21 protein-coding genes are annotated in these 22,013 nt (G+C 68.7%); 16 read left to right on the top strand and 5 right to left on the bottom strand.

Going from position 1 to position 22,013, the window contains the following annotated elements:
• Positions 1–160: 160 nt before the first annotated feature.
• The 8 genes from flgK (at position 161) to ASD59_RS10155 (ending at position 9,525) form a co-directional block, all read left to right on the top strand.
• Positions 161–2,275: a flagellar hook-associated protein FlgK gene (flgK, locus tag ASD59_RS10190; RefSeq protein WP_055831517.1), complete on the top strand. Its 2,115-nt coding sequence runs from the start codon at positions 161–163 to the stop codon at positions 2,273–2,275.
• Positions 2,275–3,204: a flagellin gene (locus ASD59_RS10185; RefSeq protein ID WP_055831516.1), complete on the top strand. Its 930-nt coding sequence runs from the start codon at positions 2,275–2,277 to the stop codon at positions 3,202–3,204. The genes flgK and ASD59_RS10185 overlap by 1 nt, the downstream gene beginning before the upstream one ends.
• Positions 3,205–3,268: 64 nt before the next feature.
• A complete protein-coding gene (locus ASD59_RS10180) occupies positions 3,269–4,510 on the top strand; it encodes a putative DNA modification/repair radical SAM protein (RefSeq protein WP_055831515.1) in 1,242 nt (413 codons plus the stop codon).
• A complete protein-coding gene (locus ASD59_RS10175) occupies positions 4,510–5,946 on the top strand; it encodes a UdgX family uracil-DNA binding protein (RefSeq protein WP_055831514.1) in 1,437 nt (478 codons plus the stop codon). The genes ASD59_RS10180 and ASD59_RS10175 overlap by 1 nt, the downstream gene beginning before the upstream one ends.
• A gap of 111 nt (positions 5,947–6,057) precedes the next feature.
• Positions 6,058–7,173: an MlaE family ABC transporter permease gene (locus tag ASD59_RS10170; RefSeq protein WP_055831512.1), complete on the top strand. Its 1,116-nt coding sequence runs from the start codon at positions 6,058–6,060 to the stop codon at positions 7,171–7,173.
• Positions 7,170–7,961 carry an ABC transporter ATP-binding protein gene (locus tag ASD59_RS10165; protein ID WP_055831511.1) on the top strand — a complete coding sequence of 264 codons (792 nt, stop codon included), beginning with the start codon at positions 7,170–7,172 and terminating at the stop codon, positions 7,959–7,961. Before ASD59_RS10170 ends, ASD59_RS10165 begins: the two co-directional genes overlap by 4 nt.
• A gap of 14 nt (positions 7,962–7,975) precedes the next feature.
• On the top strand, positions 7,976–8,914 hold the full coding sequence (locus ASD59_RS10160; protein ID WP_055831509.1) for an MlaD family protein: 939 nt from the start codon (positions 7,976–7,978) through the stop codon (positions 8,912–8,914).
• Positions 8,911–9,525 carry an ABC-type transport auxiliary lipoprotein family protein gene (locus ASD59_RS10155; protein WP_055831506.1) on the top strand — a complete coding sequence of 205 codons (615 nt, stop codon included), beginning with the start codon at positions 8,911–8,913 and terminating at the stop codon, positions 9,523–9,525. The genes ASD59_RS10160 and ASD59_RS10155 overlap by 4 nt, the downstream gene beginning before the upstream one ends.
• On the opposite strand, the gene ASD59_RS10150 is transcribed toward ASD59_RS10155, so the two are convergent.
• The 5 genes from ASD59_RS10150 to ASD59_RS10130 all read right to left on the bottom strand — a co-directional run bounded on the left by ASD59_RS10150 (position 9,522) and on the right by ASD59_RS10130 (position 14,405).
• On the bottom strand, positions 9,522–10,373 hold the full coding sequence (locus ASD59_RS10150) for a toxic anion resistance protein (RefSeq protein WP_055831504.1): 852 nt from the start codon (positions 10,371–10,373) through the stop codon (positions 9,522–9,524). The two genes, ASD59_RS10155 and ASD59_RS10150, sit on opposite strands and share 4 nt — an antisense overlap.
• Before the next feature lie 50 nt (positions 10,374–10,423).
• Complete coding sequence (locus tag ASD59_RS10145; protein ID WP_055831502.1) at positions 10,424–11,077, bottom strand: 3-oxoacid CoA-transferase subunit B; 654 nt, start codon at positions 11,075–11,077, stop codon at positions 10,424–10,426.
• The gene (locus tag ASD59_RS10140; protein ID WP_055831500.1) at positions 11,077–11,781 is read right to left on the bottom strand and encodes a CoA transferase subunit A; all 705 of its coding nucleotides are present in this window, start codon (positions 11,779–11,781) and stop codon (positions 11,077–11,079) included. The genes ASD59_RS10145 and ASD59_RS10140 overlap by 1 nt, the downstream gene beginning before the upstream one ends.
• Before the next feature lie 234 nt (positions 11,782–12,015).
• Positions 12,016–12,963: a DUF1365 domain-containing protein gene (locus tag ASD59_RS10135; RefSeq protein ID WP_082560157.1), complete on the bottom strand. Its 948-nt coding sequence runs from the start codon at positions 12,961–12,963 to the stop codon at positions 12,016–12,018.
• Between the two features lie 71 nt (positions 12,964–13,034).
• On the bottom strand, positions 13,035–14,405 hold the full coding sequence (locus ASD59_RS10130) for an NAD(P)/FAD-dependent oxidoreductase (RefSeq protein WP_055831498.1): 1,371 nt from the start codon (positions 14,403–14,405) through the stop codon (positions 13,035–13,037).
• 117 nt (positions 14,406–14,522) lie between these two features.
• Here ASD59_RS10130 and ASD59_RS10125 point away from each other — a divergent pair, with 117 nt between their 5' ends.
• The 8 genes from ASD59_RS10125 to ASD59_RS14455 all read left to right on the top strand — a co-directional run bounded on the left by ASD59_RS10125 (position 14,523) and on the right by ASD59_RS14455 (position 21,954).
• Positions 14,523–15,560: an SAM-dependent methyltransferase gene (locus tag ASD59_RS10125; RefSeq protein WP_055831495.1), complete on the top strand. Its 1,038-nt coding sequence runs from the start codon at positions 14,523–14,525 to the stop codon at positions 15,558–15,560.
• Positions 15,561–15,573: 13 nt separating this feature from the next.
• Complete coding sequence (locus ASD59_RS10120; protein ID WP_055831493.1) at positions 15,574–15,987, top strand: DUF2177 family protein; 414 nt, start codon at positions 15,574–15,576, stop codon at positions 15,985–15,987.
• A gap of 127 nt (positions 15,988–16,114) precedes the next feature.
• On the top strand, positions 16,115–16,993 hold the full coding sequence (locus ASD59_RS10115; protein WP_055831491.1) for an SGNH/GDSL hydrolase family protein: 879 nt from the start codon (positions 16,115–16,117) through the stop codon (positions 16,991–16,993).
• 2 nt (positions 16,994–16,995) lie between these two features.
• On the top strand, positions 16,996–17,838 hold the full coding sequence (locus ASD59_RS10110; protein ID WP_055831489.1) for a GDSL-type esterase/lipase family protein: 843 nt from the start codon (positions 16,996–16,998) through the stop codon (positions 17,836–17,838).
• A complete protein-coding gene (locus tag ASD59_RS10105; protein WP_055831487.1) occupies positions 17,839–19,239 on the top strand; it encodes an MBOAT family O-acyltransferase in 1,401 nt (466 codons plus the stop codon).
• Positions 19,240–19,254: 15 nt separating this feature from the next.
• Entirely contained in the window at positions 19,255–19,776 is a 522-nt protein-coding gene (locus ASD59_RS10100) for a hypothetical protein (RefSeq protein WP_055831485.1), read from the top strand.
• 43 nt (positions 19,777–19,819) lie between these two features.
• Entirely contained in the window at positions 19,820–21,133 is a 1,314-nt protein-coding gene (locus ASD59_RS10095) for a tyrosinase family protein (RefSeq protein WP_055831482.1), read from the top strand.
• A complete protein-coding gene (locus ASD59_RS14455) occupies positions 21,130–21,954 on the top strand; it encodes a hypothetical protein (protein ID WP_082560156.1) in 825 nt (274 codons plus the stop codon). Before ASD59_RS10095 ends, ASD59_RS14455 begins: the two co-directional genes overlap by 4 nt.
• The last annotated feature ends 59 nt before the right edge of the window (positions 21,955–22,013 follow it).

The following is a 22,013-nucleotide window of genomic DNA, read 5'->3' as shown; positions in this document are numbered from 1 at the left end:
TGGCCCGCCCCTTGCGCTCATCAACGGTCATGACCCAGGCGCGAAACGCGGTAGCGCGTAAAATCAAGGACTTGCCGGCCATCCCTGCGCGGGACGCCGGGCAAAAATCGCTCGTCGGCTGGCAGGGCTTGCCGGGCGCCGCTCGTATGGAGACCGCCGGATGTCGCTGAACGCCATCATGAACACGGCGACTTCGGGACTGGCCACCGCCCAGACCCAGTTGCGCGTCGTCTCGGACAACGTCTCCAACGTCAACACGCCCGGCTATGTCCGCAAGATCGCGGATCAGACCTCCCTGACCAGCCAGGGCATGGGCTCCGGCGTCGAGGTGTCCCGCATCCGTCTGGCGACCGACCGCTTTCTCCAGGCCGCCAGCCTGAACGCCGGCGCGAACGCCGCGCGCGAAAGCGTGCGTTACGAACTGTATGACCGCATCCAGTCGCTTTTCGGCGATCCCGGCGGCGACAGCGGCTTCTTCTCCCAGGTCGATGGCGTGTTTTCGGCCTTCGCCGCCAGCGCCGAGGATCCGACCTCCTCGCCGCGCCGTCAGGACGCCCTGTTCAAGACCCAGGCCCTGTTCGACGAGGCCGGCCGCATCGGCAAACAGATCCAGGCGGTCCGCGAGGACGCCGACGGCCGTATCCAGAGCGCGATCGAAAAGACCAATGGCCTCCTCAAGCAGATCGAGAGCCTGAACCTCGAAATCGCCCGCGCCACCGCCGTCGATGGCGACGCCTCCGGGGCCGAAACGGCCCAGGCGGCCCTGATCGGCCAACTGGCGGAAATGGTGGACATCCGGGTCTCGGTCCGGCCCGTCGGCGGCGTGTCGATCCGGACCGGTTCGGGCACCCTGCTGGCCGGTCAAGGCGCGGCTACGCTGGACTACAACCGCGCGGGCACCGTCACGGGCGAGACGGCCTTCAACGAACTGTGGATCACCGAGCCGGGCGGTCAGAAGCGCTCTCTCCTGGACAGCGTCACCTCGGGCGAGATCAAGGGCCTGGTCGAACTGCGCGACATCGAGGCGCCAGCGGCGGCCGAGCGCCTGGCGGAACTGGTTTCCCATGTCGCGGACGAGTTGAACCGCGCGCACAATGCGAACTCCTCGGTGCCGGCCCCGATCAGCCTGAAAGGACGGAACGTCGGCCAGTCGTTCGAAACCGCCATCGCCGGCTTCGCCGGGCAGACCACCGTCGCGATCACCAATGCGGCGGGCGTCGTCCAGAGCCGGGCGGACATCGTCTTCTCCGGCGCGACCATGACCGTCAACGGCGCTCCGGCCACACCGGCGAACTTCCTGACCGTCCTGAACGCCCAGCTGGGCGGGGCCGCCACGGCCAGCTTCGCCGACGGCCGTCTCAGCATCACGGCGACGGCTCCGAATGGCGTCGCCGTCGCGGACGACGCGACCACGCCTTCGGCAAAGGCGGGCAGGGGCTTTTCGCACTATTTCGGTCTCAACGACCTGATCTCGGCCGACCGCCCCGCCTTTTACGACAACGGTCTGACGGCGGCGTCTCCGCACGGCTTCACCACCGGCGAAACCCTGACTTTCCGCTTCACCGGCGAAACGGGATCGCGGTTGCGCGATCTTGAGGTTGCTGTCCCGCCTGGCGGGACCGTGGGCGACCTCGTCAACCGCCTGAACGACCCCGCGCTCGGGATCGGGCGCTTCGGGGCCTTCTCTCTCGCCTCCGACGGTTCGCTGAGCTTTACGGGTTACGGCAATCCGGCCCCGATCCTCAGCGTCCTCGCGGACACGACGACCCAAGTCCCCTCGGGCGTGTCGGTCACTGAGTTGTTCGGCATCGCCGGCGGCGTCCGTTCGTCCCGGGCCGACAGCTTCGCCCTGCGCGCGGACATCCGGCAGACGCCCTCGAGACTGGCGCTGGCGCAGCTCAATCTGGCGGCGGCCGCCGGCACGACGGCTCTCAGCACGGGCGACGGCCGCGGCGCGCTTGTCCTGGCCGACGCCGGAGAGCAGTCGGCCAATTTCCAGCCGGCCGGCGGATCCACGGGCGGTTCGATCTCGGTGTCGCGCTACGCCTCCGAAATGTCGGGCGAAATCGGCGGCCGGGCGGCGGCGGCGAAGAACCGCCAGGAGACAGCGGCGGCGCTCTACTCGGAGGCCAGTTCCCGCCAGACGGCGCACGAAGGCGTCAATCTGGATGAGGAACTGGTGCTGATGACCACCTACCAACAGGCCTTCAACGCTTCCGCCCGCCTGATCCAGGCGTGCAAGGACATGTACGAAACGCTGATGGGGATTGTCTGATGACCCGCGTCGCCACCTACGGAAATTATCAGTCGGCCCTGCTGAACCTGATGAACACGCAAACGCGGTCGGCCGAGGCGCAGGAGCGGGTCTCGACCCAGAAGAACGCGACCGACCTGACCGGCTTCGGTCGGCAGTCCGAGACGCTCACGGCGTTGAAAGGGGCCCAGAGCCGCATACAGGGCTTCATCGACACGGCCGAGGCGGTGACGTCACGCCTGACCACCCAGGATCTGGCGATGAACCAGATCAACGACGGCATCAGCGGTCTGCGCGAGGCCATCGGCAGCGCGCTGTCTACGGATTCCGCCGGGTCCCTCATGCTGGAGATGGAAGGCCAGTTCCAGTCGATCCGCGGCGGCCTGAACATGCGGCACCAGGGGGGCTATCTGTTCGCCGGCGCCTCGACCACGACCGCGCCTCTGGATGTAACGAACCTGACCGAGCTCGCGGCCGCGCCCGGCGTCGCCTCGGTCTTCCGGAACGACGCCCTGAAGACGGTCAGCCGGGTGGCCGACGGCACGACGCTGGAGACCGGATTCCTGGCCGACGAACTGGGGACGGATGTGCTGGGCATTCTGCGCGACGTGCAGATTTTCCACGCGACGGCGGGGCAGGGGCCGCTGACCGGCAAGCTGACCGAGGCGCAGAAGACCTTCCTGACCACCCAGCTCAGCCGGCTGGAACAGGCCGGCTCGGCCGTTATCGACAAGGTGGCCAAGACCGGCTCGCTGGCCAAGCAGGTGGAGAGCATCTCGGCCGGCCACACCGCCCAGAAGAACGCGCTGGACGAACTGGTGTCGAGCCGGACGGACGCTGACATGGCCAAGGCTGTGACCGATCTGCAGTTGTCTCAGATCGCGATCCAGGCCTCGGCGCAGGTGATCAGCCAGCTGCGTCAGGTGTCCCTGCTCAACTATCTGAGCTGACGCGACAAATCGCCTTTATGGCCACGCTGGACCGCGGTGCGCGCATGGAACATACCATGAACGCATGACCCAGATCGACCTCCGCAGAAAATTGGCGATCCTCGCGGACGCGGCCAAGTATGACGCCAGTTGCGCGTCATCGGGAACGTCGAAACGCGACTCGACAGGCGGCAAGGGGATCGGCTCGACGGAGGGCATGGGCATCTGTCACGCCTACACCCCGGACGGCCGGTGCGTGTCGCTGCTCAAGATCCTGCTGACCAATTTCTGCGTCTACGACTGCGCCTACTGCATCAACCGGGCGTCCTCCAACGTTCCGCGCGCACGCTTCACGGTCGACGAGGTCGTCCAGCTGACGCTGAACTTCTACAGGCGGAACTATATCGAGGGCCTGTTCCTGTCGTCGGGCATCATCCGCTCCGGGGACTATACGATGGAGCAGCTGGTGCTTGTGGCGAAGACGCTGCGGGAGGAGCACGACTTCCGCGGTTACATCCATCTCAAGCTGATCCCTGAAGCCGATCCGGGACTGATTGAGGAGGCGGGTCGCTACGCCGACCGTCTGTCCGCCAACATCGAACTGCCGCGCGACGAGGCCTTGCGGCGGCTGGCTCCCCAGAAGGACGTCGGCGTCATCAAGAAGGCCATGGGCCAGGTGCGACTGAAGGTCGATGCGGCGCGGCCGGACAGGAGAGATCGGGCGCAGCCTCCGAAATTCGCGCCGGCGGGCCAGTCGACCCAGCTGATCGTCGGCGCCGACGGGGCGCCGGACACCGAGATCATCGACCGGGCGGCCTCGCTGTACGGCGGTTACGGCCTGCGCCGCGTCTACTACTCGGCCTTCAGCCCGATCCCGGATTCGTCCAGCGCGCTACCCCTGTCGAAGCCCCCGTTGATGCGCGAGCACCGCCTGTACCAGGCCGACTGGCTGATGCGGTTCTACGGCTTTTCACCGCCCGAGATCGGCGAGGCCGCCGTGGACGGGATGCTCGATCTGGCCATCGATCCCAAACTGGCCTGGGCGCTGAACTCCCGCGCTTCGTTCCCGGTCGATGTGAACACCGGACCGCGCGAGATGCTGCTGCGGGTGCCGGGCCTCGGCGTAAAGTCGGTCAACCGGATCGTTCAGGTCCGACGCTGGCGGACCTTGCGGCTGGAGGACATCGGCCGGCTGTGCCGCGGCATCGACAAGGTGCGGCCCTTCATCACTGCTCTGGACTGGACGCCGGGTGGGTTGACAGACGCGGCTGACCTTCGCGCCCGGATCGTCCCGGAACCCAAGCCGGTCCAGATGAGCCTTTTCTGATGCGCGTCGCCTCGCTGACGCATCAGACGGATTTCGACGGCTGGCGGAAGGCGGCGCGTGCGTTCCGGCAAGCCGGGGTGCCGCCCGGCGCGGCTGCCTTCAGGATGGGCGCGAATGAGGGCAGGCTGTTCGACGAGGCTGGACCGCCGAGCGGCGGCGGGCCCGCGTTCGCCGCGCCCAAGGCCTTCGTCGATCTGGCGAGGGCGGTGATCCTCCACCGGTCCGACGACCGTTTCGACCTCATGTACCGGCTGCTGTGGCGGCTGAAGGACGAGCCCGACCTGATGAAGGTGGTCACCGACGCCGACGTGGCCGACGCCCTGGAGCGGGCGAAAAACGTCAGTCGCGCCAGCCACAAGATGAAGGCCTTTGTCCGCTTCCGGCGGGTCGAGGACTCGACGGGCGAGGCGTGGGTCGCCTGGTTCGAGCCGGCGCATCGGGTGGTGGAGAGGACGGCGCCGTTCTTCGTCCGGCGCTTCACGACCATGCGCTGGTCGATCCTGACCCCGGACGGCAGCGCCATCTGGAACGGGGAGACGCTGACGTTCGGTCCACCGGCGACACGCGACATGGCGCCGGCGCAGGACGAGATCGAGGAATTCTGGAAGACTTACTATGCCTCCACCTTCAATCCGGCGCGGCTGAAGACCAAGACCATGCAGGGCGAAATGCCCAAACGGTACTGGAAAAACCTGCCCGAGGCGGCACTGATCCCGGAACTGGTGGCTCGGGCGGCGCTTCGCACCGAAGCCATGGTCGCCATGCCCGCACCCCAGCCCAATCCGCGTCTCGCGAAGACCCTGTCGCGCATGGGGCGCGATCACGCCTTCGATGAAGGGTTCGTGCCCTCGACGCTGGAAGAACTGGGTCAGGCGGTTCAGGCGTGCCGGCACTGTCCGCTGTGGCGGGACGCGACCCAGGGTGTTTGCGGCGAGGGGCCGAGGAAGGCGCGGCTGATGATCGTGGGCGAACAGCCAGGCGATCACGAAGACCTGACAGGCCGTCCTTTCGTCGGCCCCGCGGGCGGGGTCCTGGACGCCGCGCTCGAGGAAGCGGGGATCAACCGGGACGACCTCTTCGTCACCAACGCCGTGAAGCATTTCAAGCACGAGCCGCGGGGGAAGCGTCGTATTCACAGGACGCCGCTCGCCAGCGAGGTCAGCGCCTGCCGCTGGTGGCTGGAAGCGGAACGGCGGCTGGTGAAGCCGAAGGTCATTGTGACCCTGGGCGCGACAGCGGCGCTGGGGGTGCTGGGCCGCAGGGCGGCGGTGACGAAGGAACGGGGTCAAGTGATCGCCCAGCCCGATGGGTCCCGCGTCCTGATGACCGTGCACCCTTCGTACCTGCTGCGTCTGCCGGACGAGGTCAGCCAAACCGTCGAACGCGGCCGCTTCGTCGAAGATCTGACGCGCGTGCGGGCGCTGCTTGACCTTTAAACATCTGAAACCGTGGCTGAACGAATACGGCGGCGCCGCGTTGTGAGGTCTGCCCCAGCTTTGCCGTTCGGCCGGCGTAGGCAAATCGAACGGCGCAATCTAGGTAGGGGCATGGCCGTAGCGGATTTTGACATCGACGACGGCGAACCGGGTCTGACCCTGCGCTTGACCGGCGACTGGACCGCGACCGAGCTTGGCCGGATCTCGCGCCGGCTGAACGAGGAACTGCACGACCGGGAGATCGGGGCGGTCGACCTGACGGAACTGGGCCGGTTCGATACGGCCGGCGCCCTGGCCATCGTCCAGGCCGTCGGAGGCGTCCTGCCCAAGTCCACCTGGACCCAGCGTCCCGAGGCTGGCCGCACCTACGCCTTGGTGGCGAAGCTGGAGCGTGAAAGCGCGGTTCCGCCAAAGCGGTCGCCCGGATGGGTGCGCGGCTTCGCCAAGGTCGGCCGCGGCGTGGGCGATATCGCGGCCGAAGCCACACTATCGATGGCCTTCTTCGGTCGGCTGATCGTGGCGGTCGGAACGGCCCTGGGCCATCCCGGCCGGATTCGCTGGGCCGCCTGGTTCAGCCAGGGCGAACGGTCGGGGCTGGACGCCATCCCGATCATCGCCACGACGAATTTCTTCATCGGGGCGGTCATCGCCTTCCTGGGCGCGAATCTGCTGACCCAGTTCGGCGCCGGCGTCTTCACCGTGCAACTGGTCGCCGTGTCGGTGCTTCGCGAGTTCGCCGTGGTCATCACGTCGGTCCTGCTTGCAGGCCGGTCATCGTCGTCGTTCGCGGCCGAGATCGGCTCGATGCGGATGAACCAGGAGGTCGACGCCATGCGAGTGATGGGCGTCAATCCGTTCCAGGCGCTGGTGATCCCACGGCTTGCCGCGATGCTCGCCATGCTGCCGTTGCTGACCTTCGTTGGCATGATCGCCGGCCTGTTCGGCGGTTTGATCGTGACCTGGGCGGAACTGGGATACGGACCCGCCTTCTTCATCCAGCGGATGACCGAGGACGCCAAGATGAGCACTCACCTCGGCGTCGGCCTGCTCAAGGCGCCTGTGTTCGCGGTGGTCATCGCGGCCATCGGGTGCCGTCAGGGCATGGCCGTTGCGGGCGATGTGGAGAGCCTTGGCCGCAGGGTCACCGCCGCCGTGGTGCAGGCGATCTTCGCCATCATCTTCCTGGACGCCGTATTTGCGATGATCTTCCTGGAGCTGAACTGGTGACCGCCCCGGCTGCGACCCCGACCGCGCCCGAACACCTGATCGAGGTGCGCGGCCTGCTGAGCCAGTTCGGGGAGCGGGTGATCCACGAAAACCTCGACCTCGTCGTCGAGCGCGGCGAAGTCCTCGGCGTCGTCGGCGGCTCCGGTTCGGGCAAGACCGTCCTGCTCAACTCGATCATCGGCCTCAAGGAGCCCGAGGGCGGCTCCGTCAGCATCCTGGGCTACGACCGCGCGACCATGGGAGCGGACCAGGAAGCCGACGTCGAACGGCGAACAGGCATTCTGTTCCAGCAAGGCGCCCTGTTCTCCGCGCTGAGCGTCATAGAGAATGTCGCGTCGCCCCTGGTTGAACACACCCGGCTGCCGAAGGACGTGATCCGCGAGCTTGCCGAGATGAAGATCGCGATGGTCGGGCTGAAGCCGGACTCCCACCATCTGAAGCCGGCCGAATTGTCCGGCGGCATGCGCAAGCGCGTCGGCCTCGCCCGCGCGCTGGCGCTGGACCCGGAACTCCTGTTCCTCGACGAACCGACCGCCGGCCTCGACCCCATCGGGGCGGCGGCCTTTGACGACCTGATCCGAAGGCTTTCCGACGACCTCGGGCTGACCGTCTTCATGATCACCCACGACCTCGACAGCCTCTATGCCATCACGGACAAGGTGGCCGTGGTCGCCGACAAACGTATTGTGGCCAAGGCGACGGTTCAGGAGCTCGAGCGTTCTGATCATCCCTGGATCAAGGAATATTTTCTGGGGCCGCGCGGACGCGCCGCCGACAGAGCCGCCTGAGGAGAGCGGACCAGATGGAACGAGACGCCCATTATGCCGCCGTCGGCATCGCCACCATCGCCCTTCTGGCGGCGCTGGCGGTGTTCAGCATCTGGCTGGCCCGCCTGCAATTCAACGACGACTACGACGTCTATGACATCGTCTTCTACGGACCGGTGCGGGGGCTTTCGGAGGGCGGCGAGGTCCATTTCAACGGCATCCGCGTCGGCGAGGTGACCGACCTGAACCTCGACCCGAAGAAGGGCGACCAGGTTATCGCCCGCATCCGCGTGGACGGCACCACCCCGATACGGGTGACCTCGCGGGCCCAGCTGGAGCCCCAGGGCATCACCGGCCTGAACTATATCCAGGTCACCGCCGGCAATCCGCAGAGCGCGATCCTGAAGACCCAGTATCCGGACAATGTCGTGCCCGTGATCCAGAGCCAGCCGTCGCCGATCGCCGAGCTGCTCAGCGGCTCGGGGACGGTGCTGGCGCAGGCCGTGGATGCTCTGAACCGGATCAACCGGGTGCTTTCGGACGACAACATCCGATCGTTCTCGACCAGCGTGAAGAACGTCGAGGCCCTGTCGAGCGAACTCGAGGCCCGCAAGGGGATGTTCGCCGAACTCGAGCAGGCCCTGGCCAAGGCCAACGCCGCCATCGGCGAATACCAGGCGCTCGGCGTCAGCGCGCGTCAGCTGATCGAGGGCGACGGCCGTCAGGCGATCGCCAACATCAACCGGGCGGCCGAGCAGGCCGCGGAAGCCGCGACGTCGGCCAACCGCACCATCAGCGGACTGGAACGGCCGGTCAGCGATTTCGCCACCACCGGCCTGCCGCAGCTGCAGCAGTCGATCCAGAGCCTTGAGGACGCCACGCGGGCGCTTGAAGGCCTGGTGGAAGAGGTGCGGTCCAGCCCGCGCGACTTTATCGGCCGCGCGCCGACCAAGGAAATGGAGGTCCAGCCGTGATCCGTTCATCCCTCATCCGGCTGACCGCCATCGGCGCCGCCGCGTCCATGCTCGCGGGCTGCGCCCTGCTGAGCTCTCCCGATCCGGTGCAGACCTATCGCTTCGGCGGGTCGGCTCCGGCCGTGGCTGAAACCGTGGGCTCGAACGCGACCTCGATCGCGCTGCGACGGGTCGAGTTCCCCGAGGCGGTCGAGGGCGATCGGCTGCTGGGCGTGACCGGCACGGAGACGGCCTATATCGCGGGGGCCCGGTGGGTGTCTCCGGCCGAGGACCTGTACATGGAAAGCCTGGAGAACGCCTTCGCCGGCCAGGCCACACGGGTTCGCCTGATCGGGCCCCGGGAGCCGGTGCGCAGCGGTCGCAGCCTGGACATCGACATGCGGGCCTTCGAGGCGCGCTATGACGCGCCGGGCGCGATTCCGACCGTGGTGATCACGGCCCGGGCCCGGGTGACGACCTCGCCGGAACGGACCGTCTCGGCCGAGCGTATGTTCAGCGTCGAGCAGCCCGCGACCGAGAACCGGGTGGGAGCCATCGTCGAGGCGTTCGACATGGCCACGCGCGACCTGAACACCCAGATCGTGGCCTGGACCGAGGCCAACACCCGCTAGATCCCGAGGCTGGTTCCCAGGGCGGCCAGCCGGCGCTCGACATCGCCGCGGCGGGCGCCCAAGGTGGTCATTTCGCCGAGGGTTCGGTCGATCCGGGCCAGCGCCTGATCACGGCTGCGGGCCAGACGGTCCCTGTCAGGGCGAATGCGGCGGGGACGTTTTCCGGACAAGCCCAGCGCCTCGCGCCAGTCGTCGCGCCAGGCGGCGAGCCCGTCCGTGCAGGATTTGAGCGTTTCCGCGGTGCGGGCGTCGGCGTTCTGGGCGCCCCGGATCAACGACAGGGACTGAAGAGCGGCTGCGCGGCAGGCGTCCAGCATCGCCTTGCGGCCCTCCAGCGGATGAGCGGCGCCGTCGTCGGCGGGCGCCAGGCCGGACAGGCGTCGGGCGGCGGCGGCCAGGTGGGCGTCCAGATCGGCGACCGCGTCGCGGACCTCGGCCCAGACGCCGTCCAGCGCGGTCGCGCGGCGCGCGGCCGCTTCGACGGGGTCGGCGAGGGTGGCGCCGCTGTCGGTCAGACGGTCCGCCGCGTAGCGGAACTGTTCGCGGAAACGGTTCAGGCGCTTGCCGCGGCTGTCGAACAGGCCGGCGAGGCCGCGGCGGGGTTCGAGAGCCTCGGGCCGCAAGGCGTCGATGCGGGACCGGAGCTGGGCCAGGGCGGCGGCGGCGGCTTCGAGGCTTTCGGCGCGGGCGGCGGTCAGGGCGCGCTCGATGCGTTCGACGGCGGCGATGCGGGCCGGTTCGCCGAAGGCGTGGGCGGCGGCCTCGTCAAAGGCCGCGTCGATGCCGTCGACCCGCGCCGCGTCCGGCGCAGGGGCGGCGCCCTGCCAGCGGTAGGCTCCGTCCGCCATCTCGATGCTCCCACCAGACCGGCTCTGCGGCCGGTTCCGGGGGAGTATGCCTACGAGTTCAGGTCAGCCGCAACGGTGTAGCTTGCCTCGGTCTTGCTCGCGACTTCCTCGAGGGTGACGCCCTCGGCCAGTTCGATCAGTTCGAGGCCCGAGCCGTCCGGCTTGACGTCGAAGACGCACAGGTCGGTGATGATGCGGCTGACCACGCCCGTGCCGGTCAGGGGCAGGGTGCATTCCTTCAGGACCTTGGACTGGCCGTGCTTGTTGGCGTGATCCATGACCACGACGACGCGCTTGACGCCGGCGACCAGGTCCATCGCGCCGCCCATGCCCTTCACCAGCTTGCCCGGGATCATCCAGTTGGCGATGTCGCCGTTCTGGGCGACTTCCATGGCCCCGAGGATCGACAGGTTGATGTGGCCGCCGCGGATCATGGCGAAGCTGTCGGCCGAGCTGAAATAGCTGCTCTCGGGGATCTCGGTGATGGTCTGCTTGCCGGCGTTGATCAGGTCGGCGTCGACCTCGTCCTCATAGGGGAAGGGGCCCATGCCCAGCATGCCGTTTTCGGACTGGAGGGTGACCTCCATGCCGTGCGGGATGTAGTTGGCCACCAGGGTCGGAATGCCGATGCCGAGGTTGACGTAGAAGCCGTCCTGCAGCTCTTTCGCGGCGCGGGCGGCCAGTTGTTCGCGGGTGCGGGCCATTATGCGGTCTCCCGGGTACGGACGGTGCGTTGCTCGATGCGCTTCTCGGGCACGGTCAGGACGATGCGGTCGACATAGACGCCGGGGGTGTGGATGCAGTCGGGGTCCAGGGAGCCGGTCGGGACGATGTGTTCGACCTCGACGACCGTGACCTTGCCGGCCGTGGCCATCATCGGGTTGAAGTTGCGGGCGGTCTTGCGGAACTGGAGATTGCCGCGGCCGTCGGCCTTCCAGGCCTTGATGATCGACAGGTCGGCCAGGAGCCCCGTCTCCATGATGTAGCGCTCGCCGTTGAAGGTGCGCTCTTCCTTGCCTTCGGCGACCAGGGTGCCGACGCCGGTCTTGACGAAGAAGGCCGGGATGCCGGCCCCGCCGGCGCGAATGCGTTCGGCCAGGGTGCCCTGGGGGTTGAACTCCAGCTGGAGCTCGCCGGCCAGGTACTGGCGCTCGAACTCCTTGTTCTCGCCGACGTAGGACGAGATCATCTTGGCGATCTGGCGGGTCTCCAGCAGCTGGCCGAGGCCGAAGCCGTCGACGCCGGCGTTGTTGGAGATGACGGTCAGGCCCTTGACGCCGCTGTCGCGCAGGGCGGCGATCAGGTGCTCGGGAATGCCGCACAGGCCGAAGCCGCCGGACATGACGGTCATGCCGTCGAAGGTCAGGCCCTCGAGGGCGGACGCCGCGTCGGGGAAGATCTTCCGCATCGCTTCCTCATATTTTCACCGCTTGATGAATATTCGCGGCGCTCGTCCGTCCGTAACGTGGCGAGGCGGGACGGGCAAGGCGGGCCGGAAAAAACACCGTCCAAACCGTCCAGACCGTCCAATGCCTCCGGCTCGCGTCAGGCCGAAGAGAAGAAAACACCGTCCAAAGCGTCCATAACGTCCACTTCGTCCGACGGCCGTCGACGCCCATCCGCACTATGGCGGCGCCCTACGTCAGAATCGGACGGACCCATGGGTCACCGGTTGGCCCGGCGGCGCGCCGCGGACCCGGTATCGGGCGCCCTTGAGCATCATCGTCAGCGCCTCCCAGTGGATGCCCCAGGTGACCTTCCAGGTCAGGAAGGGGTGGGTGACGAAGGCTCGCAGCAGCTGGCCGTCGGTCAGGGGGCGACGGAGGCCGGCGAAGCTGGCGGTCAGGATGGGCGTGTCGCCGCGACGGACGGCGACCACGACGGAGACGGCTTCTCCCGGCGGACGGACGGTGAAGTCGTAGGTCAGGTCCCGGTCCATGAAGGGAGAGACGAAGAACCGCTTTTCGACGGACTGGCGGATCAGTGCGGGAGCGCCCCCTCCACCATGCTCCGCATGGTCCGGTCGTCGAAGCGGCTCCGCCGCTTCTTCCTCCACCCCCCTGGGGGGAGGAGACGGAACCGCCACCAGATAGCTGTGGCGCTCGTGGAAGGTGTTGGTGACTTCGTACAGCAGGGCGGCGAGGGCGCCGTCGGGGGTGTGGCAGAAGAAGACGCTGATCGGGTTGAAGCCGTAGCCGAGAATGCGCGGCATGGTCAGCAGGCGGATCGGGCCGCCGGCGATGTCGATGCCCGCCGCGGCGAGATGAGCCTCGATCTGGAGGCGCAGCGGCCGACCGGAGCGGTCGCCATGGTCGGCGGTCCTGAGGGTGATCGGGCCGAACCGGCGGCGGAGCAGGCGCAGGCGGTCCTGCAGTCCGTCCAGCTCGTCGAGGTCGGCGAGCACCATCCAGAGACGGTAGCGCAGGCGATGGTCAAAGGTGCGGGTGCGCTGGTGCACGACCTCGCCGACGTAGAGGGCGGAGGACAGGCCGGCTCCCCCCTTTCCGTCATCCTCGGGCTTGACCCGAGGATCGGACGAAGGGCGGCCAAGACCGGCCGTGGTGATCCGCTGATCCCGACTTCGGCCCATGAAACCGAGGGTCGGATCGTCTGATCCTCGGGTCAAGCCCGAGGATGACGGGGCGTGGGGATGGGCGAGGGTCACGCCGCCTCGGTCAGCCGGTCCGGGGCGCCGGACGGATCGTGCACATGGATGCGGCCGCTCTCGTGAGCCACGGTCCATGGACGGCGGACGCCGCCCAGCTGTTCGGCCACCGCCAGACCGGCCTGCAGGCCGTCCTCGTGGAAGCCCGAACCGAACCAGGCGCCCGCGAACCAGACATTGCGGCGGCCCTGGAGGCTCCACAGTTTCGACTGGGCGGCGACGGCGGCGGCGTCGAAGACGGGGTGTTCGTAGTCCCATTCGCCGATCACGAGTTCGGGGTCGGGGGCCTTGGCGGGATTGAGGCTGACGAACAGGGGCGGGCCGGGCAGGCTCTGAAGTTCGTTCATCCAGTAGGTGACGCCGCCTTCGCCCGCGCGGTCGGAATAGCCGAGGTGGGTCCAGGCCGCCCAGGCCTTGCGCCGTTTGGGCATCAACGCCGTGTCCCGGTGCAGGATCACCCTGTTGGGCCGGTATTCGATGGCGCCCAGCAGGCGCCGGTCCTCGGCCGAGGAGGACTCCAGGAGCGCCAGGGCCTGATCGGAATGGGTGGCCAGGACGACGGCGTCGAAGCGCTCGATCCGGCCGTCGGCGAAGCGCAGGGCCGCGCCGTCGAGACCGCGCAGGACGCCGGTGATCCCGGCGTCCGTGACGACCCGGCCGCGGAAGGCCTCGACCAGACGGGAGACATAGGACCGGCTGCCGCCGTCCACGGTGCGCCAGGTCGGCTTCAGGTCCACCTTGAGCAGGTTGTGGTTCATGTAGAACCGCACGAAGGAGGCCGCCGGATAGCCGGCCATCTGCCCCATGGTGCACGACCAGATGGCGGCGGCCTGGGGCAGCAGATGGGCCTCACGGAACAGGGTGCCGTAGCCGCCGCGGGTCAGGTAGGCGTCGAGGGTTTCGCCCGACTTCTCGAGCGCGGGCAGGTCGCGCGGGGCCTGTTTCTGGAAGCGCAGCACGTCGCCGATCATGCGCCAGAATCTGGGGCTGGCGTAGTTGCGCTTCTGGGCGAACAGGGCGCCGATGCCCTGGCTGCAATATTCGAAGGCCCCGTCGTCGATCGAGACGGCGAAGGACATCATGGCCGGCTTGGTCGGCACCTTCAGATGTTCGAACAGGGCCGTCAGATTGGGATAGTTGGCCTCGTTGTAGACGATGAAGCCGGTATCGACGGCGACCGGTTCTCTGGGCGAGGGGGCGTCGACGGTATGGGAGTGACCGCCCAGCCGGCTGTCCGCCTCGAACAGGGTCACGTCGTGCGACTGCGACAGGAGCCAGGCGCAGGACAGGCCCGAGATGCCCGAACCGACGACGGCGATGCGCTGGCCGGGAGGCGTCGGGGATGTGGCGACGAGGTGGGGGGGCATGCAGGCTCCAGCGAAACTCGCGAACAGCTACGAGCCGGGGGCTGTGATGGATGCCGTACATCCGGATGCGACGCCGGCCCGTAGCTGGATGGGTCGTCAGCCTGTCAGGACCAAAGCATGAGCCTCGCCACCGCCGCCATTCGCCGGCTTCAGGATGCGCCGTTTCCCGATCTCGTCGCCCGGCCGGCGATCGACAGCCTGGTCTCGGAGGCGCGCAAGAGGCTGGATCGGGAAGGGCCGCACGACGAGGCGGCCTTCGCCCGCGACATGGCCAAGCGGGCGATCGCCGAGCACACGACGGCGGCCAATGAGCAGCACTACGAACTGCCGCCGGAATTCTTCCAGCTGTGTCTGGGGCAACGGCTGAAATACTCGTGCTGCCTGTACCCGACCGCGGAAACGACGCTGAACGAAGCCGAGGAGGCCGCGCTGGACGAGACCTGCGCCCACGCCGCCCTGACGGACGGGCAGCGCGTGCTGGAACTGGGCTGCGGCTGGGGCTCGCTGAGCCTGTGGATGGCCGAGCGGTACCCCCGGTCGAGAATCACCGCCGTGTCGAACAGTCATGGCCAGCGCCAGCATATCGAGGCCCAGGCCGCCGCCCGGGGCCTGACCAATCTGACGGTCATCACCGCCGACATGAACGACTTCCACGCTCCGACGCCCATGGGCGAGGGCTATGACCGGATCGTCTCGGTCGAGATGTTCGAGCATATGGCCAACTGGCGGGCGCTGCTGGGACGGGCGCACGGCTGGCTGAAGCCGGGCGGGCGGATGTTCATCCATGTCTTCACCCACCGCGACGCGCCGTACCGGTTCGACCACACCGACAGCGGCGACTTCATCGCCCAGCATTTCTTCACCGGCGGGGTCATGCCCAGCCGGGGGCTGATGCGGCAGTTCCCGGACCTGTTCGAGGTCGAGCGGGAATGGACCTGGAACGGGGTGAACTACAGGCGCACCGCGGACGACTGGCTGGCCAATATGGACGCCAACGGCGACCGGGTGATGGAGCTGATGCGGGAGACCTACGGCGCCGACGCGCTCCTGTGGCGGAGGCGCTGGCGGCGGTTCTATCTGGCGACGGCCGGGCTGTTCGGCAATGACGACGGAAACACCTGGGCGGTCAGCCATTACCTGCTGAAGCCGGTCTGACGGAGCAGAACCGATGATCAAATATGTCGCCGCCTATCTGGGCGCCGGGCTGACCTTCGCCGCGGTCGACGCGGTCTGGCTGACGACCATGACCGACCGGCTGTACAGGCCGGTGCTGGGTCCGATCCTGGCCGACAAGCCTGACATGAAGGCCGCCGTGGCCTTCTACCTGATCTCGATCGCGGGGACGGTGTTCCTGGCCGTGGAACCGGCATTGCGCGAAGGGGCGTGGCAGAGGGCGGCGATCAACGGGGCGGTGCTCGGGTTCGTGGCCTATGCGACCTATGACCTGACCAATCAGGCGACGCTGAATGTCTGGTCGACGCGACTGACGATCATCGACCTGTGCTGGGGCACGGCCCTGACGACCCTGTCGGCGCTGGGGGGCTATTTCGCCGCGCGCTGGGCTGAAGGACGGTTCGGCTGACGCCGACCCTGGGGGCCGAAGGCCGCTTCGGTTAACCTTTTTCTTCCCGTGAGACGGGCGCGAGGTGGCGGTCGGGCGGCGATAAGGTAAAAGGTCCGACGGAACGGGGTTCAGTCGGGGAAAAGTCTTGCGTGCTGGCGTCAACGCTCTGACGGCGACCTTCGCGGTCGGCGTGCTGGCCGGGCTGGTGCTGACGCCCGACGGCCGGGCATGGCTGCGCCATCCGACCATCATGCTGGGCGACAGGGCCGCGGCGTCCGCCCCGCCCGCGCCGGTGGCGCCGGTCGTTCCGGTCGCGGCGCCGGTCCTGCCGACGGTGACGCCGCTGGACGCGCGACTGGCCCGCGGGCCGCTGCGCATCGGCGTGTTCGGGGATTCCATGGCCGACGGCCTGTACGCAGGCCTGTACCGCGACCTGCAGCACACGCCGGATGTGACGGTGAGCAAATTCTCGCAGGTGTCGACGGGGCTGAGCCGCTACGACTACGTCGACATCCAGGCGAAGACCCGGGGCCAGCTGGACGCGCAGCCGGTGGATGTCGCGATCATGCTGTTCGGCACCAATGACGCCCAGGGCATCGAGATGGACGGGCAGATCCATCCGTTCGGCTCGGACGGCTGGAAGGCCGCCTACGCCAAGCGGGTCGACGACCTTGTGGGCCTGCTGCGCAGCCGCGACGTGGCCGTCTACTGGGTCGGCCTGCCACGGATGAAGCGGGCGTCGTTCGACGCCAGGATGACGCTGATCAACGGCGTCGTCGAGGCGCGGATGCGGGCGCTGGGCGTGCCGTACATCGAAACCACCGCCCTGACCTCGAACGATGAGGGCGGGTATGAAGCCTATCTCCCCGCCGACAGCGGGCGACGCGTGCTGATGCGGGCCAACGACGGAATCCACATGTCGATGGCCGGATATTCGCGGCTCAGCGCGCCGGTGACGGCGCGCCTGAAGCACGACGCGGGGCTGGATCGGCCGGCGGCTCCCCTCGCGGCGCCCGCCGCCTGAGGATGAGGCGCCTGGAGGCGGTCATCGCAGCCGGTCTGTGCGCCGCGGCGCCCGGGGCCGCCGCGCAGGAGATTCCCTATCTGTCGCTGTCGCGGTCGGCGCCGGGGGCCTCGATCTGCGCGGGCGGGCTGTGTCAGCCGGGGACGCTGACGGGGTTCTTTCAGGCCCTGGCCGACACCGAGGCCGGGCGGCGCGTCGCCCCGGTGAGGGTCGTCCAGTACGGCGACAGCCATACGGCCGGGGCGCGCGTCACGGGTCGGGTTCGGGCGCAGCTTCAGGGGCGCTTCGGCTATGCCGTCGATGGGGCCGCGCCGGGACTGATGATGAGCGAGGTCGGCGTGGTGGGGGCGACGCTGGAGACGTTCGCGGGCTGGCCGGACAGGCCGGAGCTGGCGGGGGCGGACCTCGTCATTCTGGCGCTGGGCGTCAACGACGGCTTCGAGGATGGTCTTGATCCGGGCGCCTGGGAGGCGCTGCTGCGGGCGCAGGTGCAGCGGCTGCGCGGCTGGGGCGCGTCGGTGCTGATCCTCGGCGCGCCCGACGCCCAGCGGACGGGCGCGGCGGGGGGCTGCAGCGCCGACGGCCGGCGCGCGCCGCCCCCCTCGCTGGCCGTGGTGCGGGACGTGCAACGCCGGGTCGCCGCCGACATGGGTGTGGCGTTCTGGGACTGGCACGGGCGGATGGGCGGCGATTGTTCGGCGGACCGGCTGGCGATGCAGGCCGAGCCCTTCATGCGCGGCGACCGGGTGCATTTCACCTCGGCCGGGGCCGACTGGATCGGCGGCGTGCTGACCGACGACCTTCTGGCCGCCTATGACGCGTGGAAGGCGGGAGGGCCGCGCTAGATGCTGTTCCCGACCCTGGCCTTCGGCGTCTTCTTCCTGTTCGTCTATTTCACGGCCTGGTCGCTGGATCGCGAGAACGGGCGGCGCAAGCTGTTCCTGCTGCTGGCCAGCTGGTTCTTCTACGCCCAGTGGGACTGGCGGTTCGTCGGCCTGCTGATCGCGTCGGCGGTGCTGAACTGGGGCGTGGCGGCGCTGATCGCGAGACAGCCCGGGGCGAGGAAGGCGTGGCTGGTCGGCCTGGGGGTGGCGGTCAATCTGCTGATCCTCGGCTTCTTCAAATACTACGGCTTCTTCATCGAGCAGGCCGGCGACCTGCTGACGCGGTTCGGCTGGGAGCGGGACCTGCCGCTGCTGCAGGTCGTGCTGCCGGTGGGGATCAGCTTCTTCACCTTCCAGGGCATCAGCTATGTCGTGGACGTGCATCGCGGGAAGACGCCGGCGGCGAAGAGCCTGCTCGACGTCATGCTGCTGATGAGCTTCTTCCCGCATCTGGTGGCGGGGCCGATCGTGCGGGCGTCGGACCTGCTGCCGCAGTTCGACCGGACGCCGCGACTGACGCGCGAGATGGCCACCCACGGCCTGCTGCTGATCGTCTGGGGGCTGTTCAAGAAGACGGTGATCGCGTCCGAGATTTCGGTGAACCTGGTCGACCCGGTGTTCTTCGATCCCTCGGCCTATGGCGCGGTGGATATCGCGGCGGCGGTCTATGGTTATGCGGTCCAGATCTATTGCGACTTCTCGGCCTATTCGGACATGGCCATCGGGATCGCGGCCCTGCTCGGCTATTCCTTCCCGCGCAATTTCGACCAGCCCTATCGCGCCAGTTCGATGCAGGCCTTCTGGCGGCGCTGGCACATCAGCCTGTCCAGCTGGCTGCGGGACTACCTGTATGTGCCGCTGGGGGGCGGGCGCAGGGGGCTGATCTCGTCGTGCATCAACGTCTTCATCACCATGGTGCTGGGCGGGTTGTGGCACGGGGCGGCCTGGACCTTCCTGGCCTGGGGGGCGCTGCACGGCGGGGTGCAGGTGATCGAGCGGCTGGGTCGCGCGGCGTTCGGGGACCGCAAGGTCGTTCCGACAGTCGTCGGGGTGCTGGTCACCTTCCACATCGTCTGCCTGGGCTGGATCCTGTTCCGGGCCGAGAGCTCCGACATGGCCATGGCCATGCTGCAGGGCCTGGGGCGGATCGGGCCGGTGGCCGCCCTGACGCCGCTGCTGCTGATGCTGATCCTCGGCGGGCTGGCCATGCACTGGTTGCCGCCGCGCGCCGTCGAGGGGCTGGCCGAGCGGCTGAAGACGGCGCCGTCGATCACCCTGGGCCTGCTGGTCGGCGCGGCCTTCCTGCTGATCGAGGCGGTGCGCCCCGAGGGCGTGGCGCCCTTCATCTATTTCCAGTTCTGAGGCGTTGGACCCGCGATGACCGACGACACGACAGGCAGGCACGAAGATCCCCCGGAAAGGCTGGAGCCGTTCCCGCTCCAGGGGGCGGATTCGCCCTTTCCGCCGCTGTACGAAAGTCTGCCGCCGCCGCCGAAGGATCCGCCCAGCGACTGGATCGAGACGGCCGACGCCCATGACCTGCCGACACGCGACAACGCCCTGACCGCCCTGGGTCGGTTCGCCTTTCCGCCCGCGCCGCCGCTGGACGACGAGGGCGTGGCGGCGCGCGACCGGCGCTGGACCAGCCGGACCGTATTGATGACGGCGGCCTTCCTGATGGTGTTCAACGCCGTGTCGCCGCTGAACTGGGCGCGGCAGCAGCCGCCGGGATGGATCGCGGGCACGGTGGAGCAGCTGTCCGAGGTCTGGGTCGCCCGGTTGGCCGTCTTCGGCGTCGATCAGCCGCGTCAGGGCCTGCGCGAGATGTGGACGGCGGCGCGGCAGGCGCGGTTCATCGGCCAGGACCCGGTGCGCGACGCGGGGTCGACACCAGGTTGAGATTGGTGAACCTTCGCGGTTCAGAAGATGTGCGGGGGCATGGGTGAAAATCGACCGACGGAAGGCCCTGACCGGCGCCGCGATGCTGAGCCTGTGCGCCGGTCCGGCGCTGGGCCAGACCCGGCGGACAAGACGCGGCGCCGGCGGTCTGTCCGCCACCAGCGACGATGTGGTGGCCTTCGGCGAAGGCCTGGCCCTGATGAAACGGCGGCGCGACGACCGGTCCTGGGCGCGGCAGAACGCCATCCACTCCCGCAACGGCCAGCACAACAACGGCCTGTTCCTGCCCTGGCACCGGCTGCAACTGCTGCATCTCGAGCGGATCATCGCCGGCCTGACGGGGCATGCCGCCTTCGCCATGCCCTACTGGGACGCGCAGGAGCATCGGACCCTGCCGTCGTGGATCACGGAGCAGGACGCCCTGCTGTACGAGCGGCAGCGCGCGCGCGGCGTCGAGACCCTGGACTTCAACGCCGCCCGGTGGGCCCGGTCGCCGTATATGTCGCGGCTGACCTCGGATGATTTTCCGACCTTCGCGGGCCGGCTGCCGACCGGGGCGGGGATGGTCGAGGGCTATGGCCACAACTACATCCACGAACTGGTCGGCGGGGTGATGAAGCGGCTGACGACGGCGGCGACCGATCCCATTTTCTGGCTGCATCACTGCAATGTCGACCGCGTCTGGGCGACCTGGCACGCGCGTCAGCCGGCCGGCGTCTATCCCGAGGACTGGACCGCACGGACGCTGGACGGCTTCGTCGGCGGGCAAGGCGAGGACACGGGCGACTGGCGGGTTGGGAGCGTGCTGGAGACGCGGGCGCTGGGCTATGGCTACGACCATCTCTATCCCTTCCCGGTGTTCAACGCGCCCGAGGTGGGACCGCCGGGAGCGACGCGGCGCGAGCCGCTGGGCGGGGTCGTCCACCGGATGCGGGCCGAGGGCGGAGACGGGCAGGGCGGCTTGTCCGTGACCCTGCCGGCGGAGGCCGTGGCGCGGATGCGGGCGGCGGACGACACGCTGATGATCGAGGGGGCCGGATCGGTCGCCTGGGCCGCGAACGAGACGCTGCTGGACCGGTCGATCGAGATCCGCATGAGCTGCGCCGGGCGGCGGATATCTCTGGGGTCGTCGCCGACCTTCCTGCACCTGCGGGAAGGCGTGGAGGCGCACCACGCCGGCGACTACGTCCTGCCGTTCCGGTTCGGCGAGGAGGTGCTGAACCTGATCGGCGAGGGCGATGCGCCCGTGACCATCAGCGTCGAGGCCGAGGACCTGGCCCCGGAGGCCGGACGGGGCCCCGCGCAGGCGCTGGCGCTCGACCTGTCGTTGACCCTGACCGAAAGCCGCTGGGCATGAGCCGTTTGAAGATCGTTCTGGTGCTGGCGCTGGCGGCGCTGTGCGTTCCTGTGGCCGGCTGTTCGGTGTTTCAGGATCAGGTTCCGCCACCGGTGATGGCGCCGCCGCCTCCACCGCCTCCACCGCCTCCACCGCCTCCGCCGCCACCGCCGCCTCCGCCCGCCGCGCCGCCGCCGGCCCAGGCGGACCTGTGGCCGGACGGGCGGGCGCCGATGTGTTTCGAGGCCCCGGCCGAGGCGGACGCCTGGGCGCGGGAGAAGGTGATGGACGCCGCGGCCGCGTGGGAGGCCGTGGCCCGGGTCGAGTTCGACATCCTCGCCGCCTGTCCGGCGCCCGGCTCAGGGCCGCGCCGGATTCCCATACGGATCGAGCACGATCCCGAGCTGTTCGCCTCGTCCAGCCATCTGGGCGTCAATCTGGTGCGCGGCGGGGCCATCACCCTGAACGCCGACTATCTGGTCACCAACCGCATCTGCGGCCGGCGCGGGACCGTGGGGCGCGAGGGGTGTTTCTACGCCGACGCCCTGCATGAGCTGGGACACGCCCTCGGCTTTTCGCACGACCACGTCAGCCCGCGCGCGCCCGATTGCGTCGCCCGCCTGGGCACGCCGGAGGCCGAGGTCGCCGACGAGCAGTATTACGACCCCGCATCGATCATGAACTACTGCAACCCCGACCGCTGGAAGGGCCAGTTGAGCCCTGCCGACCTGTGCTCGGTCCGCGCCGCCTACGGCGGACCGCACGGCGACCGGCCCAGCCGGGCCAGCTGCTATGCGATGACCGGGGCGACCGCGGGCGGTCGGGAGAGCCGGCGCCCTTGACCCCCGTCTCCCCCGCACCCTAGCGTGCGGCGCCCGTGGGGCGTGGTGGTTTGGGGAAG

The organism is Brevundimonas sp. Root608 (assembly GCF_001427825.1).
GTDB lineage: Bacteria > Pseudomonadota > Alphaproteobacteria > Caulobacterales > Caulobacteraceae > Brevundimonas.
This window is presented reverse-complemented; position numbering and strand designations above follow the sequence as displayed.